The organism is Nitratidesulfovibrio sp. SRB-5 (assembly GCF_019931275.1).
GTDB lineage: Bacteria > Desulfobacterota > Desulfovibrionia > Desulfovibrionales > Desulfovibrionaceae > Cupidesulfovibrio.
In genome coordinates, this window is sequence record NZ_JAIOTY010000005.1 from 43,788 (window position 1) to 61,680 (window position 17,893).

At 63.6% G+C, this 17,893-nt stretch carries 14 protein-coding genes; 12 read left to right on the forward strand and 2 right to left on the reverse strand.

Annotation, left to right across the window (positions count from 1 at the left end; genetic code table 11):
* Positions 1–718 precede the first annotated feature (718 nt).
* The 11 genes from K6142_RS15880 to K6142_RS15930 all read left to right on the forward strand — a co-directional run bounded on the left by K6142_RS15880 (position 719) and on the right by K6142_RS15930 (position 15,062).
* Positions 719–2,563: a hypothetical protein gene (locus tag K6142_RS15880; RefSeq protein ID WP_223290362.1), complete on the forward strand. Its 1,845-nt coding sequence runs from the start codon at positions 719–721 to the stop codon at positions 2,561–2,563.
* Between the two features lie 11 nt (positions 2,564–2,574).
* Complete coding sequence (locus tag K6142_RS15885) at positions 2,575–3,123, forward strand: hypothetical protein (RefSeq protein WP_190245054.1); 549 nt, start codon at positions 2,575–2,577, stop codon at positions 3,121–3,123.
* Between the two features lie 4 nt (positions 3,124–3,127).
* The gene (locus tag K6142_RS15890) at positions 3,128–3,733 is read left to right on the forward strand and encodes a hypothetical protein (RefSeq protein WP_190245055.1); all 606 of its coding nucleotides are present in this window, start codon (positions 3,128–3,130) and stop codon (positions 3,731–3,733) included.
* A 26-nt stretch (positions 3,734–3,759) separates the two neighbouring features.
* Positions 3,760–5,418, forward strand: a complete 1,659-nt coding sequence (pilQ, locus tag K6142_RS15895; protein ID WP_190245056.1) for a type IV pilus secretin PilQ — start codon at positions 3,760–3,762, stop codon at positions 5,416–5,418.
* A 58-nt stretch (positions 5,419–5,476) separates the two neighbouring features.
* A complete protein-coding gene (locus K6142_RS15900; RefSeq protein ID WP_190245057.1) occupies positions 5,477–7,183 on the forward strand; it encodes a GspE/PulE family protein in 1,707 nt (568 codons plus the stop codon).
* Between the two features lie 216 nt (positions 7,184–7,399).
* Complete coding sequence (locus K6142_RS15905) at positions 7,400–8,620, forward strand: type II secretion system F family protein (RefSeq protein WP_190245058.1); 1,221 nt, start codon at positions 7,400–7,402, stop codon at positions 8,618–8,620.
* A 163-nt stretch (positions 8,621–8,783) separates the two neighbouring features.
* On the forward strand, positions 8,784–9,206 hold the full coding sequence (locus tag K6142_RS15910; protein ID WP_190245059.1) for a type IV pilin protein: 423 nt from the start codon (positions 8,784–8,786) through the stop codon (positions 9,204–9,206).
* Positions 9,207–9,269: 63 nt separating this feature from the next.
* Entirely contained in the window at positions 9,270–10,553 is a 1,284-nt protein-coding gene (locus tag K6142_RS15915) for a type IV pilus twitching motility protein PilT (RefSeq protein ID WP_190245060.1), read from the forward strand.
* Between the two features lie 154 nt (positions 10,554–10,707).
* Entirely contained in the window at positions 10,708–11,307 is a 600-nt protein-coding gene (locus K6142_RS15920; protein WP_190245061.1) for a Tfp pilus assembly protein FimT/FimU, read from the forward strand.
* A complete protein-coding gene (locus K6142_RS15925) occupies positions 11,304–11,774 on the forward strand; it encodes a prepilin-type N-terminal cleavage/methylation domain-containing protein (protein ID WP_190245062.1) in 471 nt (156 codons plus the stop codon). Before K6142_RS15920 ends, K6142_RS15925 begins: the two co-directional genes overlap by 4 nt.
* Positions 11,775–11,786: 12 nt before the next feature.
* Positions 11,787–15,062, forward strand: a complete 3,276-nt coding sequence (locus K6142_RS15930) for a type II secretion system protein J (protein WP_190245063.1) — start codon at positions 11,787–11,789, stop codon at positions 15,060–15,062.
* A 257-nt stretch (positions 15,063–15,319) separates the two neighbouring features.
* Here the strand turns inward: K6142_RS15930 and K6142_RS15935 are convergent, their stop codons facing one another.
* Positions 15,320–15,970, reverse strand: a complete 651-nt coding sequence (locus K6142_RS15935; protein ID WP_190245064.1) for a DUF4124 domain-containing protein — start codon at positions 15,968–15,970, stop codon at positions 15,320–15,322.
* Positions 15,971–16,101: 131 nt separating this feature from the next.
* On the opposite strand from K6142_RS15935, the gene K6142_RS15940 reads away from it, so the two are divergent.
* The gene (locus tag K6142_RS15940) at positions 16,102–16,710 is read left to right on the forward strand and encodes a lytic transglycosylase domain-containing protein (protein WP_190245065.1); all 609 of its coding nucleotides are present in this window, start codon (positions 16,102–16,104) and stop codon (positions 16,708–16,710) included.
* A 224-nt stretch (positions 16,711–16,934) separates the two neighbouring features.
* Here the strand turns inward: K6142_RS15940 and K6142_RS15945 are convergent, their stop codons facing one another.
* Entirely contained in the window at positions 16,935–17,738 is an 804-nt protein-coding gene (locus tag K6142_RS15945; protein WP_190245066.1) for a prepilin peptidase, read from the reverse strand.
* Positions 17,739–17,893 lie beyond the last annotated feature (155 nt).

The following is a 17,893-nucleotide window of genomic DNA, read 5'->3' on the forward strand; positions in this document are numbered from 1 at the left end:
AGATCATGGTGCCGCGGATTTCGCCATCCCCGTGCCGTGCATCACTTCGCCAACGTGTACGGCATGTTGCACCATGGGATGCGGGTAGCAACACCGCATCCCCGCACAAAATCACCCCAAATATCACCCGCCCCTTCGCTATAAGGTGATTGTTTTTTTTCTTTCTCCGGTTATTGTGGCGCCACCGTTGCCTTTCCTTCATGCAGCGCACCTCGGAATGCCGTGCGGCAAACCGAACAGATTTCGCTGCGAACCGTGTGTTGATGAGTGGTCTTTTTTCTAGAAAAGTTATAACACGCTTGCACGACAACAAATTATCGTTGCAAGGTCAGAGCCGCTAGAGGGGGGAAACGCCGGGCCGCAGGGGGGGGCCTTTCGACCCGGCGCATTCCATGCATCCACAACGAGCAGAACCGGACGGACACCTCACCGTCATAACCCACCGCTACCATTCTCGGTATGGCGGGTCATGGCGAGCGGCCGGGCTTGATCTCGCGGTATGCCTTCATCGTCACGGCGGTGGGCATCCGTGCGGTACGACCTGGCCTTGCGATACGGCACGACAACAACGGGTGGCCCCGGCCCCCCGCGAAACCGTAATCGGGATGGTGGTTCCATGGGTCTGCACGCCAATGCGTCCTCCACCGGGCGACTGCTCGAACTCATTCGCAAGGGCGATGCAGCGCGCCCCGCTCCCCGGCAAGAACCCGTCCAATCAATGCATACGGGCCCCGGCAAGTGGAACATCCCGCTGCTGCGCCCGCTGAAGGAACGCCGCGTGCTGGGCGTGGAGTGGCGTGGCCGCTGCCTGTACCTGGCGGAAAGCCGCCATGGCCGCACCGGCCTGCCGGTATTGCAGGGGGTGCAGGCCCTCCGCATTCCCGCCGGCATCCGGCCCGGCGACGACGCCTTTTCCTCCTTCCTGCGCCAGCAGATCCTGGACTTCTGCGGCCCCGCCCCGGACCTTGAGGTATGGGTCGCCCTGCCCGACGAACACGCCGAACACTGGCACTTCCGCATTCCCAAGGTTTCGGCCAAGGAACGCGACGACGTGGCCTTCTGGACCGCCCGCAAGGAACGCGAGTTCGACGAGCGGCAATCGGTGTTCGACTGCACCATCGGCAACGAAATCATCGAAAAGGGCGTGCCCAAGCTGCCCGTCACCGCCACGCTGGCCGTGCGCGCCGCACTTGGCGAGGTGCGCAACATCGTGCAACGCGCGGGGTTTGCCCTTGCAGGCGCGGCCACGCGGGTCATCGCCTCGCACAACCTGTTCACCACCGGATGGCTGGACCCGGCGGCGGAACAGTTCGCGGTGCTGCACATCGACGAGGAATCGACCCGCATCGACATCTATTCCTCGTCGCAGGTGGTGCTGAGCCGCATGGTCAAGACCGGCTTCGCCAGCCTGGCCCGCGCCCTGGTGGAATCCACCGCCGGTACCGCCGCCCCCCTTTCCGATGCCGAAGCCCGCACCGTGCTACTGCGCGACAGCTCCTGCACCCTGCCAGCCCCGGTCAGACAGGGCTCCACGGGGCAGGGCACTGATCGGGGCACCACCGGCCAGCCCATGCCGGTGCCCGCCGAGCCCGGCATGCCGGTATCCCCCGTGACCCTGCCCGTACCGGACATCGGCGCCAGCATCGCCCCCGCCGTCGAGCGCCTGGTGCGCCAGCTCGAACGCACCATGGACCACTTCGCCAACACCCTCGGCTACCCCGCCGTATCGCGCATGTTCCTTTCCACCCCCGGCGGCTGCCTGCAACCGCTGGTGGACGAGTTCGGGCGGCAGGTGGGCATTCCGTGCACGGCGCTGAACAGCCAGCGCGGTCCGGCCACACCCGGGGCCGAACTGGACATGGCCAAGCTGCCGACGGACTGCGCCGAGGCCCAGTGGGCCGTCGGCCTTTCGCTGTCCAGCGACGAGCGCACCCAGAACTGCGTCAACACCTTTCGCGAACGCAAGCAGGCCCGCCAGCGCGAACGCATCCGCCTGGCCGTGGCCGTGGGCAGCATGGTGGTGGTGCTGTGCACCTCCGTCTTCGCCAGCATCCAGGGTGCGGCGCTGCTGTCAGCCCGGAACGAACGCGACGGACTGCGCCAGCAGCTGACCGCCTATGGCGAAACCACCGACAAGTCCAAACTGCTGGCCGCTTCCGCCAAGGGCAGGGCCCTGCGCCTGGCCGTGCAATCCATGAGCCGCCGCCAGATGCCCGTGGCCCTGCTGTCGGAACTGGCCGCCGTCACGCCTTCGGGGGTGCGGCTTTCCGGCCTGCGCCTGACGCAGCTGGACCACGGCCAGATACCCGGCGCAAAGGATGCCAAGGCCAGGTCGGCGCAGCCGCAGGGCAAGGCCGACGCCGCCGCCGAGGCAACGGCCATGGCCGTGGTCACCGGGGTGGTCGCGGGCGACATGCTGCAACGCGAAGCCTTGCTGGCGGACTTTCTGTACCGGCTGGAACGCTCGCCCATGGTGCTTTCCGTCACGGTGGAGAAAAAGGCCCCTGAAACGGGCACCACCACGGAATCATTGCAGTTCATAGCCACCCTCAAACTGGTGTGACGGGCACAGCCATGCAAGCATCCAAAAGCACCTCGCCCTTTCTCGTTCCCGTGCTGTCCCTTGTGGCCATCGTGGGCATGACGCTGCTGCTCATCGTGCCCGCCATGCGAGAGACGGCCCGCGTGCGCGAAGAAGCGGCGCAGATTCGCGCCATGCTGCACATGCAGCAGACCTTCGCCCCGGTCATTGCCGAAATGAAGGCCGACGCCGCCCGCTTCGACACCACCCTGGCCCGGCGCACGGCGCTGGCCGCGCCCAACCCGCCCGCCCTGACCGAGGCCATCGGCACCTTGCAGGACATGGGCAACCACGCCTCGCTCAAGGGAGTGCGCTTTGTCCCCCTGGCGGAATCGGTGCTGGGCGGCAGCAACATGGTGCGGCTGGACGGGGTCATGGACGGACCGCTGGAATCGTTTCGCGCCTTTCTGATGCAGGTCACGGCACAACCGTGGCTGGACCGCGTGGAATCCATGGAAGTGACGGCAGGCACCCAGTGGCCGGGCTACAAGGTGTCCATCTGGGTGAAGGTAAACGGCAACACAACGCGCATTGGTGGGTGACGGCATGACCCGCAGGGAACAGATACTGATCGGCATGGCGGGCGTTGCGGCCATTGCGGCGGCGGTCATCCTGCTGCTGCCGTCGGGCACGCCGCGGCCCGTACCGGCGGCCAGCGCCCCTGGAGTTTCGTCCAGCCTGTCGGCACCGGCAGACGGCGGCACCGCGTCTGCCTCACCAGGCGCCCCCTCCCCTCTGGCGGGGCTGCTGCCACCCGGCGCCGATGCGACAGGCGCCCCGCAGGCCATCGTGGACCAGGCCCGCAAGACCCTGGCCGAAGCGGTCATCACCCCCAGCCAGTTGTACGTGCTGGATGCGGCGGTGCGCCAGGCCGCGCCAAACCCCTTCCACCCGGTGCCGGGCAAGGGCGACGGCACGGGCGGATCAGGCGAAAAGGACGGCAAGTCCGCCGCGCACGACATCGCCTACACAGGTTACGTGGCCATCGGCAACAGCGTGCTGGCCATTCTGGACGGGCTTGAATACCGCGTGGGTGAAACCGTGGCGGATACCGGATACGTGGTGAAGTCGATAACGCCGGGCAAGGTCGTCCTGGCATCGCCGGGTGATGTGACCGACAGGGAAATTCCCTACTCGGGCGACGACCTGTAACCTGCGAGCAGTACGGGAGAATTCTGATGCGCTCCATGAGAAGACACGTTCCCTTGGCCCTCGTCGTCCTGCTTGCGGCGGCATTCATCCTTGGCACCCTGGGCTGCGCCAAACGCAAGGAAGAAGCCGACCCGTTCTTCGACAAATGGAAGACCATGGCCACCAACTCCACGGGCTACTCCCCCTCGCGCGAAACACGCGACATCAAGCCCCGCGCCGTGCTGAAGCAGGACAAGGTGGCGGAAGAACAGGTGGAGCAGGCCCGGCCCCTGCCCAGCGTGCCGGTAACGCTGAAGCTGCACAACGTGGACGTGGGCGTGGCCCTGCGCAGCCTGGCCGCCGCCGCGGGCAAGAACATCATCCTCAGCCCCGGCGTGAAGGGCTCGGTCAACGTCAACGTCAACCGGGTGCCGTGGTCCGACGTGTTCAAGGGCATGCTGGACAGCAACGGGCTGGACTACGCGTGGCAGGGCGAACTGATCAAGGTCATGACCATGGCCGACAAGAAGGTGGAGCTTGAACGCACCACGCTGGAAAACCAGCGCATGGCCCAGAAGCTGAAGGGCCGCAAGGTGGGCCCGCTGATCACCACCGTGCTCGACGTGCGCTACGCCGAAGCTGCGGAACTGAAGAAGAACCTGGAAGGCTTTCTTTCCAAGGACGAACAGAACAAGCCCGTGGGTTCGGTGGTGGTAGACACCTTCACCAACTCGCTGATCATCCAGGCCGTGGAAGACGACCAGCACAAGCTGATGACCCTGGTTTCCAACCTCGACAAGCCCCGCGCGCAAATCCAGCTCAAGGCGCACATCGTGGAAGCCACCAAGGAAACCGCGCGTGAACTGGGCATCCAGTGGGGCGGCGTGAATCGGGTAGGCAACATGGCGGGCAGCAACGACCTGTGGGTCACCCCCGGCGGCACCGGCGGCACGGCGGGCACCAGCCCGTACAACGGCAGCTACACGCCCATCTTCGGGTCTCCCGGCATCAGCGGGCAAGGCAACGGCATCAACTTCCCCATCGACACCACGGGCAAGTCGGGCGCGGGCTCGCTGGGCCTCATGTTCGGCACCATTGGCGGCAACATGCTGGAAATGCAGCTTTCCGCCTTGCAGGAAAACAGCAAGATCAACATCCTTTCATCGCCGTCCATCTCCACGCTGGATAACCAGATGGCCTACACCGAAAACGGCGAAAAGGTGCCCTACGTCTCCACCAACGCCCAGGGCGACCGCGAAGTGAAATTTGAAGACGCCGTGCTGCGCCTTGAAATCACTCCCCATGTCATCGACGACAAGAACCTGAAGCTGAAGGTGCTGGTAAAGAAGGACGAAGTGGACCTTACCCGCACGGTGGAAGGCAACCCCTTCATCATCAAGAAGCAGACGGAAACCACCCTTATCGTGCAGGACGGCGAAACCATTGTCATTTCCGGCCTGACCAAGGACCGCAAGAGCACGGGCCGCAGCGGCGTGCCCGGCCTGCACGACGTGGAAGGGCTGGGCTGGCTGTTCGGCAGCGATTCCAAGGCCAGCAAGCTTGAAGAAGTGCTGATCTTCATCACTCCGGCGGTGCTGCCCTACCGCGAAATGGCGGAGCAGGGCGCCACGCAGCAGATCACGGTGCAGCCCGGCCAGTTGGGCCAGGCCCCCACGGTCGATCAGCAGCTGCTGCCCCGCCAGTAGCCGCACGGGCCGCAACCCATGACGCAACACCATCACCCCGAAGCAAGGTAGGACCACCGTGCGTCAGCGTGTACGATTGGGCGAACTGCTGGTGCAGGCCGGGCTGCTTACCGACGAGCAGCTGAAGGCCGCCCTGCGCGAACACAAGAAAAGCGGGCTGCGTCTTGGCCAGTACCTGACCAAGACCAACCTGTGCCGCGAAGCCGACGTGGTGGAAGTGATAAGCCGCCAGCTGAAGATAGAACGGTACACCCCGCAGCAGCACCCGCTCAGCCTGAACATGGCGGAACGCCTGCCGCTGGACGTTGCCCAGAAGTGCAGCGCGGCGCCCCTGCAACAGTACGGCCATGTGCTGGTGGTGGCCATGGTAGACCCGCTGGACATCGACGCGCTGGACACGCTGGAATTTGCCACCAACAGCGAGGTGGAACCGCTGATCTGCACGGAACAGGAGTACAACCAGCTGTTCAGTGCCATCTACGGCATGTTCACCAACCTTGACGGCGTCATCGAAAGCCTGGGCGACCTGCAAACCGCCGCCACCAGCGCCACCGACGCCGCCGAGCGCGATGTGGCCGTGGACGAACTGGCCAACCAGGCCGACCTTGCACCCGTCGTGCGGCTGGTCAACTCCATTCTGGCGCAGGCCGTGCGCGAAGGCGCCAGCGACGTGCACATCAGCCCGGAAAAGGACAGCGTGCAGGTGCGTTTTCGCATAGACGGCAAGCTGCGCGAGGCCCCGGCCCCGCCGCGCAGCGTGGCACCTGCCGTTGTTTCGCGCATCAAGATATTGGGCAACATGGACATTGCCGTCACCCGCGTGCCGCAGGATGGCCGCTTTACCATGCACCTGGACAACCGCGAGATAAACGTGCGTGTTTCCAGCATACCCACCATCTACGGCGAAAACATGGTGCTGCGCCTGCTGGACATGAGCGGGCGCGACTACACGCTGGACATGCTGGGCATGCAGCAGAGCGACCACGTGACCATCGAAGGGGCCATCCACAAGCCCTACGGCATGATCCTGTCCACCGGCCCCACGGGCAGCGGCAAGTCCACCAGCCTGTACGCCATCCTCAAAAGCATCAACAGGCCGGACATCAACATCATCACCCTGGAAGATCCGGTGGAATACCGCATCCGGGGCATCCGACAGGTACAGCTCAACCGCAAGGCGGGCATGACCTTTGCCAGCGGCCTGCGCTCCATCCTGCGGCAGGACCCGGACGTGGTGATGGTGGGTGAAATACGCGACGCGGAAACCGCCGCCATTGCCGTGCAGGCCGCCCTTACCGGCCACCTTGTGCTGTCCACCCTGCACACCAACGATGCAGCGGGCGCGGTGACACGGCTCATCGACATGGGCATAGAGCCGTTTCTTGTTTCTTCCGTGCTGCTGGTTTCGTTCGCGCAGCGGCTGGTGCGCCGGGTGTGCACCAACTGCGCGGAACCGTACGAGCCGCTGCCCGCCGCGCTGGCCGCCTTCGGCCTTGCGCCGGACACGCCGGGGGCCACCTACCTGAGGGGGCGTGGCTGCCACCACTGCGCGCACACCGGCTACCGGGGGCGCACCGGGGTATTCGAGATACTGCCCATGACGCAGATGATTCAGGATCTGGTGATACGGCGCAGTTCCACGCAGGCCATCGCGGATGCGGCCATAGAGACGAACCTGATGCGCAACCTGAAGCAGGACGCGGCCATGAAGATTCTGCGCGGCACCACTACTGTTGAGGAGGCGGCCACATCGGTCATGCTGTAGCACTCCAAAGCGTCCTTTTGCCCGTTGGCTTCGTCAACCTTCGTCCGCCGCTTCGGTCGAATACCACAAAAGTATACTCCCTCACGGTGGACTCGGTTTCCTCGCCAACGAACAAAAATCCTGCTTTGGAGAAAGGCATCCGAAGAAGCTAGAAGAGAATTTACGGCCACGGGGCACATTCACAGCTAACCGACAACGCACTTAACAGGCACGTACATGCCCACCTACGTCTACACCGCGCTGAACGAACACGGCGTGAACATGCAAGGCACCATCGACGCCGAATCTCCGGACACGGCCCGTGCCCTGCTGCTGTCGCGCGGCTACGTGCCCATGAAGGTCAAGGCGCAGGGGGCCAGTTTCGAGTTCGGCGCGCTGGGCGACATCCTGAACCCGGTGAAGCCCAAGGAACTCATCCTGTTCACCAAGCAGTTCCGCACCCTGTTCCAGGCGGGCATACCCATTACCCAGCTGTTGCAGGTGTTGCAGAACCAGACCGAGAGTCCAAAACTCAAACGCGTTGCTGCGGACATGACCCAGGCCATCATGGGCGGCAGTACCCTGTACGACGCCTTCAAGGCGCACCCCCGCGTGTTCAGTGAGTTGTACTGCTCCATGATGCGCGCCGGGGAGGCCAGCGGCGCTCTGGGCGACGTGATGGAACGGCTTGTGTACCTGCTGGAGCACGAGCACAAGATACGTTCCGACATCAAGTCCGCCATGCGCTACCCCAAGATGGTGCTGGGGGCGCTGACCATCGCCTTCTTCGTGCTGTTGAACATGGTCATTCCCAAATTCGTCACTATTTTTGCCAAAGCTCGAATTGAGTTACCCTTACCAACAAAGATTGCCATCGGCATGCACCATGCCATCACTGATTATTGGCCCTTGCTACTGGTCGTGCTGACTGCACTGATCGTAGTTTACAAATGGTGGAGTCGCACCCCCATCGGCAAATTCTGGCGGGACAATCTGCTGCTGCGTATGCCCATTACCGGGCCAGTACTCCAGAAGTCAGTCATGGCACGGTTCGCCTCCATCTTTTCCATCATGCAGTCAAGCGGCGTTTCCGTACTGGACGCTTTGGACGTGCTGACCAACACCATTGGCAACGAAGCCATAGCGCGGGAATTCCGCAAGATACAGGACAAGCTGAAGGAAGGCCGGGGCATTGCAGACCCGTTGAAATCCGCAAAATTCTTCACACCCTTGGTCATCAACATGGTAGCCATTGGTGAGGAATCGGGCAGCCTCGATTCCATGCTGAAAGACGTGGCCGCCCACTATGACGAGGAAGTGGAATACGCCGTGGCAGGTATGGCCGAAGCCATCGGGCCGGTGCTTATCGTGGTGCTGGCGGCGGTGGTGGGTTTTTTCGCCCTCGCCATCTTCATGCCCATGTGGGACCTGACCCAGATGGCAGGCAAGCGTGGATAACATCAACAAAGCCCAGGCATGCCGATACAGGGCGCGTATACCCGGGGGGGGGCAGCGCGTGCCCGCAGCGGCACCAGATAGGGAGGGGGACGGAAGGTCCGGAACCCGGATGGATTTGAGCACCGCAGTACAACGTAACACCATGCATCAGGAGGAACATCCCATGACCCAGAACAAGAAGGATCGGCAGAAGGAAGCGGGCTTCACCCTCATCGAAATCATCGCTGTGCTGGTCATCCTCGGCATTCTCGCCGCTGTAGCTGTGCCCAAATACTTTGAGTTGACTGCGAATGCGGCTAACCGTGCAACAGACGCCGCTGCTGCAGAAGTTCAGGCTCGGGTTAATCAGCTCTTCGCAGATTCGCTTCTCAATGCCAACGGCGCATGCACTGCTGCCCTCACCGCGATGGGGACGAACAACGCACAAATCTTTGACTCTGGCACTCTCATCGGTGGCTGGACTGTAACGGGTGTGCCTACAACCTTCACCTCGGCTGCAACAGCAACAATAACCCTTATCAACGACGCAGCCAACGTTCCTTCACCTGGCCAAACGCGCACGCTGCGTGTCCCGAGCTGCCAATAGCATATCTGGCGGCGGCGCACTCGCGCCGCCGCCCTCCCCTCCCTCTACGCACAGGTGCCCGCCATGAACGAAACGTTCCACCGCATCATTTCCCAGGCCGTAGCCATGGGCTGGTCTGACGTGCACCTTACCGGCGGTCATGCCGTGGTGTACCGCAAGGACGGGGACATCGGCATGCTGCGCGACACCGTGCTTTCCCCTGCCGATGTGGACGACCTGGCGCGCAGCCTGCTGAACCCGCACCGGGCAGACATTTTGCGCCGCCGCTGGTCCGTGGACTTCGCCCATTCCGTGGCAGGCATCCGGGTGCGGGTGAACATATTCAACACCACGCGGGGCCTCAGCCTGGCCGTACGGCTGCTGGCCGGGCGCATCCCCACCCTGGCCCACCTGAACCTGCACCCATCCCTGGAAGAATTCACCCGCCTGCGGGCCGGGCTGATACTGGTGTGCGGGGCCACGGGCAGCGGCAAGACCACCACCATGGCCGCCATGCTGGACGAGATAAACCGCAACCGCCCGGCGCACATCATCACCCTGGAAGACCCCATCGAATACCGCTTTGCCTCCAAAAAGGGCTTTGTGGAACAGCGGGAACTGGGGGCGCATTTTCCCAGCTTCGAGCGCGGCCTGCTGGACGTGCTGCGCGAAGACCCGGACGTGATTCTGGTGGGCGAACTGCGAGAGGCGGAAACCATCCGCCTTGCCCTTTCCGCCGCCGAATCGGGCCATCTGGTCATTGCCTCGCTGCATTCCGCCACGCCGGAAGAAGCCCTGTACCGGCTTTGCAACGCCTTTCCGCTGGAGGCGCAAGACTTGGTGCGGCACCAGTTGTCGTCCACCCTGCACGCCATCATGGTGCAGCAGTTGCGCATGCACCCCGTGGCGCGGTTCCGCGTGCCGGTGCTGTCCATGCTCATCGGCACCCACCCGGTGCGCATGCTGGTGCGCGAAGGCAAGTTTGCCCAGTTGCACAGCATCATGGAAATGGGGCGCGGCGACGGCATGTTCACCATGGACGCCTACTACGACGACTACCTGAACAGGCCACAGCGTTTTTCCGCCCCGTCCAACGTGTTTCGCCCCGCCCCGGAGGAAGAAACGTTGCCGGACCACGAATCGCCGCTGGTGGATCGCGGCCTTGGCACTACCCACTACACCCCGGAAGCAGCCCGGCATCTGGCCCGGTCGGATGCCCATCCGGCGGATGTCCCCCTTGGGAATGCCACGCGGCTTGATCTCGGCCCCTCCGGCACGGCACGGACGGACGAACACGGCGAGACGGTGTACACCCTTACCGACGAGGGCAGGCTGGAAGACGTGCTGCGGGAGTTTGCCAGCCGGTAGCGCGCGCACTTTCAGGGTGCCAATACATGGACGGCATCGTTCAGGCGGTTATATTCCGGGGGGCACGGCGGGCACGGGGGCACGCCGCAGCGGCACGGATGACCACAAATTTTCCACGCCTTACGGGCGGGCTCCAACCCGCCGGGCACGCACAATGACGACGCACACCACACAGCACCCAGCCACGCCCCCCCAAGGCGACCACGGCACCTACCGCGCTGCCGATGGCCGACACGCGGCACAACTGGCTGCCCTCTTTTCCCCTGCTCTGCTTCCTGCACACTACAAAACCGGGCAGCGCGGCTTCACCATCATCGAAGTGGTGGCCGTGCTGGTAATCATGGCCGTCATCACCGCCGTGGCCACAGAGCGTTTCTTCAACCAGACCCCCATGGAACTAGGCGGCATCGAGGCCAGCGTGCGCAGCCACCTGCGCTATGCCCGCACCCGATCCATGAACAGCGATCAGGTGTTCGGTGTGCAGATACTCTCCACCACCACCTATGCCATCTTCCGCAACGGCAATACCGGCACTCGCGTGATCCTGCCCGGTCAGCCGGCCACCGGCATCATCACCCTGGAAGACGGGGCCACCTTCACCACCGGGGCCACCACCTTCAGCTTCGACCAGTGGGGCAGGCCCTGCCCCAACGCAACGGGCACCCTGCCGAGTTCGAGTATTACCATCTCTCTGAGCTATCTTGGCCAGACCGCAAGCATCGTGGTGGTGCGCAACACGGGGTACCTGCAATGAATCCGCACACCCACCGCACGGATGCAAGGCACCCAGCACGCGCCGACCTGCGCGCAGGATTCACGCTTATCGAAATCATCATCACGGTTGTGCTGGCGGCCCTCATGGGGCTCATGATGCTGTCCGTATCCGGCACGGCCCTGCGCGGCAGCACGGAAAGTTACGGTCTAGCGGTAACGCAGGCACAACTGACCGACATCATCGAATCCATGACCGCAGACTACCGGGCGCTGTACTCCACGGAAAGCGACCCCATCGCCACCATCACGGGGCGCATCGGTACGGCGGGCAGCACACAGACCAACAATCGCTACACCACCGGCTCGTACACCGTGGTCGTGAACCGGCGCATCCGCTTTGCGGGCAGTGCCCCCAACTTCACGGAACAGTCCGACAGCAACGGCGACATGCTGCGCGTGACCATAGCGGTAGGCGACTCGACCGCCACCACCCTGTTCTCGCGCTAGGGGGGACATGCCATGAACGCCAAGGGCTTTACCCTCATTGAAATCATTGTGGTATTGATGCTTGTGGGGATGCTGGCCGCCGTGGCCGGGGTGGGCATTGCCACCGGGGCGCGCAGCTTCGTGACAGCGCGCGAGGCCAGTGACCTGGCGCAGGAAGCGCAACTGGCCATGGACCGCCTGACCCGCGAGATTGTTGAACTGGTGGACATACCGGCCAACAGTTCCTCCACGCTGCTGGTGCTGCGCAACGTGGGCGCAAGAGGCGCAGCGCAGTTCGACCGGTCCATCCAGTACGTGTCCAACGCCCGGGCGATACGCATTGCGGATGGCCGTGGTGGCGCGGCCAACGGTGACACGCTCATCGACAACGTGACCGCCTTCAGCCTGACCTACTGGCAAGAGGACGCCTCCTCCACCTCGTGGGCCGCCAACACCGATGCCCGATTGCTGTCCGCCATCGATGTCGATTTCACCCTAACCGCGCCGGGCGGCACCACGCGCCAGTTCGTCAACCGTATCGTGCCCCGCAACAACGAAAACCGGGGCGGGGCCAGCCCCAACTCCGCGCCGCCATCGCTGGCCCGGTACGACGTGTGCTTCGTTGCAACGGCGGCGGCTGGCAATGGCGACCACCCCGTGGTAGTGCAACTGCGCCAGTTCCGCGACAGGCTGCTGCTGCCATGGTCCGGTGGGCGGGCACTGGTGCGAGCTTATTACGCCGTGGGGCCGGACATGGCCCGCGTGGTTGCCGCGCACGAGCCTTTGCGTGCCGCCACCCTGGCCGCCCTGACGCCGGTTGCCGCGCTGGCGGGGCTGGCCGTACATGCGCCAGGGTGGCTGGTGGCCTGTGTGGTGCTTTCCGCCCTGCTGGTGGCGGTGGCGGGCCGTGCCCTGCGCAGAGGACGCGCCGCCGCGCAGGCGACCATCGGCGCTAGCATGGATGTTGCCCGTAACGCTGGTCAGCGTGGGGCGGTGCTCCTTAGCACCATCGTGACCATCCTGGCCTTTTCGGTACTGGCGGCCACCATGGTGCCCATGATGACCGGATCCATGATGGGCGAAATTTCAGCCGTGCAGGGCGACCAAGCCTACTACCTTGCGGAATCGGGCTTTGGCGCTGCGGGCAGCATGTTTCTTGCGGCGGGCGACGAGCAGGCCCGCAAGGACTTACTGGAAACCATGGACGGGTCCACCTACACCCTGCTGAACAACGCGGGTTCGTTCACTCTGGGGGTGGAACCCTATTGGTATGAAGTCGTCAGCAGTTCCGGAAATACACTGACCACCAAGGCCTATGGCACCCCGCCACCTTTGCCCGCCAACACAACAGGGCGTATTCGCGTAGGGACTGCGGCCAATTTTTACACTTACAGCAACATTGCGGTTTCTGGCAGCAACGTAGTTTTCACTCTGAGCGCCACACCTAATCCGGCCATCGCAACCGGGGCCGATGTATTCCTGAGCGCCCACCCAGCCACCGCCACCTCGATATCTGAACGTGGCAACCTGAGCCTTACTACGACGCATGCCGCTGCCTTTCCCGACGTGAATGGCATGTTCACTATTCGCGACGGCTCAGTGCATACCGGTTCCGTGGCGTATGTATACCGCCGCAAGACCACGCAAGATAATACCGTACAACTCGAAGACATTCGACTTGTGGACGAAACAGCCAACTGGCCCAGCAACAGTTCGCTCTCCGCCAACGCCAACATCACGCTGGAAGCGTACCTGCGCCTGCACTCAACGGGTACGCCTCCCGGTGGCCTACCGCGTGAGGTCATCTACAACGTACCCATCGGATGGGTTCTGGGAGGCGGCAGTTTCAACAAGGAACGCTTTCAAGACACCTTCGAAGACCTGAGCAAGTGGTTCTCAGCACAAGGTGACGCAGAGCACGGCCACCTTGGCAGGCATCAGGCTGTCGAAGTGGATGGCACCAACAAGGCGCTTGATGTGACGCAAATGGAAACGGCGGCCACCAATATCGTGGGGGCCATCGTCTCGTGGCTGACGGGCCGCAACCAGTGGAGTACGATTTTTTTCAACTGGGGCCAGACAAGCACCAACCTGTACCGTGGCTGGCTGGATTCACAAGGTTTCTTGAGCTACGATCTGCAATTCAAAACCTATGCTTCGAACCAGGCCAGCGAGCCCGAGTTCTTCGCAGGCATGACTTTCAGAGGCCGTAACAACGGCAACGATCTTGACACATTCGGAATTTCTCTGGTCCGCTTCAAGATGGAGTACACCCTTGTCAGCTTAATTCCTTTCGTCATCGAAATTGCACTGACAGGCGACACCCCTCAGCAACTTGTCCCCAACTACATAAATAGCGACTCTCCGGGACCGCTTTTCGACCAAAGCGAAAATTATACATGGGAACGGTATTCAGTCCCCGCCATCCTGCTGTGGGAACGACGCAACGGTGTTTTCCGTTGGCTGGCCTACAAAACCCTGCCGAGCAGTGCATCGAATATTGTCACCTACAAATACGCCAGCAGAAGGCACACATACTCGCTGAACAAATGGCCGACCCTGCTGACACGCCTTGTGGAAGGGCAACCGCTCGGATTCCGCAACGGCGGCGGCGCAGACGGTGCCGGAAACACGAAGCGCATCAATTATGGTGATACAGTGACATGCAGTACGGGCGCCAAGGCCCGCGTCATTGGTCAGCCTATCGTCACCAGCGGTTCATGGTCCGACGGTTCCGCCGCAGGCATACTTGTGGTTGCAAACATCGATACAAGCCAAGGAGACTTCACGGCCAGCCAGCCCCTGAGCGTAGACAACGTGGCTCACGCCACCGTGACCACCTTGCCCGGAAGCAGCGCCGTCATGGGCAGCAAAACCAACTACATCCGCGTATACTACGCCGACAGTGGAGCATCCATATCCGGCAACAGCATTCCTTATGACAATATACGACGTTCAAATGCGCGGCTTTCATCATCGGGCGCCACCGTCAACTGGATTCCCGACGACTACGAGCAATGGACGAGCAGCACGGACTACTTCACCATTGTCGAATGGGATGGGGTCAACACTGTTGGCGCAGGCAGTCTGAGCGAACGTCTTGGGGACAGCACCGACAGGCGAACCATCATAACGAGCCCCAACCTGCTATCTCCGGCCTATGACCCCAACAACCTGCCGGACTCGATTGCCGAAGGGATAGCTTTTGCCACGTCCGGCGCAAGTGGTGACACCATCTACTTCGACGACTTCGGCCTGCAACTGGACCTGCGCAGCGGCAAGGGTTTTCTGCCGCCCATCCAGCAGTAAAGGCGCAACGGGCATGGGGTGATGTGAGCGACGGGGGAAGCACCGGGCGGGGGACGGCGCGCGGGCGACGCACATATCGTGTTGCGTGACGTGCGTAACGCAGCCAACGCAGGAAAACAGGCGCGCCCCCCGATGGTTCAGGGGGCGCGCAAGCGTGGCGATGTGGGCAGGGCGGGCAGCCGGAAGACGGCGATGGTACCCGGCGCGAGAAAAGGCGGAACAGCGACGAAAACCGGCGATACGGATGACTGCCCCGGCTACTGGGCGCCCTCGCCGCCGGAGGATTCACTGCCCGCGTCCAGCAGTTTGAGGCGGCTTTCCACCTCGTTGATGCGGCCTTCCACCTCGTTCTGGTGGTAGCGCGAACGCTGCTTGGCGTAGCCGTCGCCCTTGGCGCGGGCGCGCCGGTTGTCGAGGTCGTAGGCCTCTTTTTCCTTCTGGAGTTCCTCCAGGCGGCGTTGCAGGGCCTCGCGCTCTTCCGCCTTGGGGTCCGGCCCGGACTGCACGGCGGGCAGCATCTGACCATCAGAACCGATGCCGGGCACGCCGGGTTGCAGGGGCTGACCGTCGGGGCCGAAACGCAGTGGTTGGCCGTCCGGCCCCGGTATGGGCTGGCCGTCCGCCCCCACGAGCACGCCATCCACCACGTGCGCACCTTCCATGCCGGGCAGGGCGACGCCGGAACCGCCAGCAGCGTCGGGGGCACCGGGCCTCCCCTCGCTGGGCGTGGCGGAAAGACTTTTCATGTCGGCGGGGGCCTGCGCCGGGGGCTTGTCGGTAATATGCTTCACGCCCTTTTCGTCGGTCCAGATGTAGACCTTGCCGCCAAGGGCCACGCCCGGCGCAACCAGCAACCCGGCCACCAGCAATGCCGCCAGCGGCGCACCCGGCTTACGCAGTGAGAACATCGACACCTCCCATGCATCACATGACATTCAGGCCACATTCGACGCCCGCTCCGGCATCCGGCCCCCATGCGGCACCATACACCACCGGGGCAGCATCAGCCACGCCCATTAGATGGCGCGGGCGGAGCCGCATGGCCCTGCTGGCGGCGGCTCTGACGCTGGCCCTTGCCGTACCTGCCGGGGGTATCGGCGGCCTTGTCCGCCCCGCCGCCGCGGCATCCGCTGGAGAAGTCGTCACCATCTACCGCTACGTGGACGAGGACGGCGTGGTGCACCTGACCGACAAGCCAAAGGGCGACACACGCTACCGTGTGTTCGGGCGGTTTCGGGTGCAGGAACTGGTGAAGGCCGTGGGGCCGGTGGGCATCAAGGGGCTGGCCGCCAAGCACGGCGCGCGCCACGGCGTGGACCCGCGCCTGGTGGAAGCGGTGATTGCCGTGGAATCGAACTACGACCCCACGGCGGTTTCGCCCGCCGGGGCGCAGGGGCTGATGCAGATCATGCCCGGCACCCAGCGCGACCTGGGGGTTTCCGCGCCGTTCGACGCCGACGCCAACGTGGAGGGCGGCGTGCGCTACCTGAAATCGCTCATGGACCGCTTCGGCGAGTTGCCGCTGGCGCTGGCCGCCTACAACGCCGGGCCGGAACGGGTGGCGAAGCACGGCGGCATTCCGCCCATACCGGAAACGCAGCAGTACGTGACCAAGGTGATGGATACCTATGCCCGGCTTTCGCGGTAGGGGCTGTCTCTAAATTGTCCTTTCGCCCGTTGGCATCGTCAAACTTCACCCGCCATTTCGGTCGAATACGAGAAGAGTATACTCCCTCATGGCGGGCTTGTTTTCCTTGCCAACGAACGAAATGCCTAATTTAGAAACAGCCCCTAGCGGCTATTCCAACTTGTCTTTTCGCCCGTTGGAAAAAGGATGGCTGCTGGCCGGGGCTGTTTCCGAATCAGGACGGTTCAGACCGGCTTTCCGGTGACAAATCCGAACCACCAGCGCACCAGCGCCGGGCCGTACAGCATGTAGATCATGGCCCCCAGGCTGAGGAACGGACCGAAGGGAATGGCCACCTCGCGGGCGGACTGGCCCTCTTCGCGGCGGCGCAGGAACCACGCGGCGGCCAGCAGGGCCGAAAGGCCCGCCAACAGCGTGACCACGGGCAGGGCCTGCCAGCCGCACAGTCCGCCGATGAGCACCATCAGCTTCACGTCGCCAAGGCCCATGCCGTCAATGCCGCGCACCCGCTTGAAGCCCGCAAGCACCAGCCAGAACGCGCCGCCGCCCGCCACCGCGCCGATCAGGCTGTCGGCCAGGGGCATGCCCAGCAGCAGCACGGCGGCCACCGGGGCGGCCACGGCGCCGGTCAGGGTGATGACATCGGGCAGGATGAACGTTTCGAAATCAATGAACGAGGCCACCAGCAGCGCCCCGCCGAACACCATGTACACGGCGAAGGGCCACGTGGCGCCAAAGCGAAAGGCCAGCAGCAGGGCCAGCAAGCCGGACACGGCCTCGACAGTGGGATAACGGGGGCTGATGCGCTGGCCGCAGGCATGGCAGCGTCCGCGCAGCGCAAGATAGCTGAGGATGGGCACAAGATGCCACGGGCGCAGCCGCGCGGCGCAGTGCGGGCAGTGCGACGGCGGCCATAGCAGCGACTGGCCCTCGATGGCCCGGTGGATGCACACGTTGTAGAAACTGCCAAGCACAAGGCCCAGCACCAGCGCAAGCCACGGAAAGACGGCGGGGTCGGTGTACGGCATGGTGTCTCGGCTCCTTCATTGCGTTGCGCAAGCGACTTCTAGCAGAAGGGGCCGCGACACGCCATTAGTATACGATACTTGATTATTCCGCCCATCCGCATAGGATCGGGCCAGCCTTTGAGGCGGCATCGGGCAGGCGGAAAAAGGCATCCGGA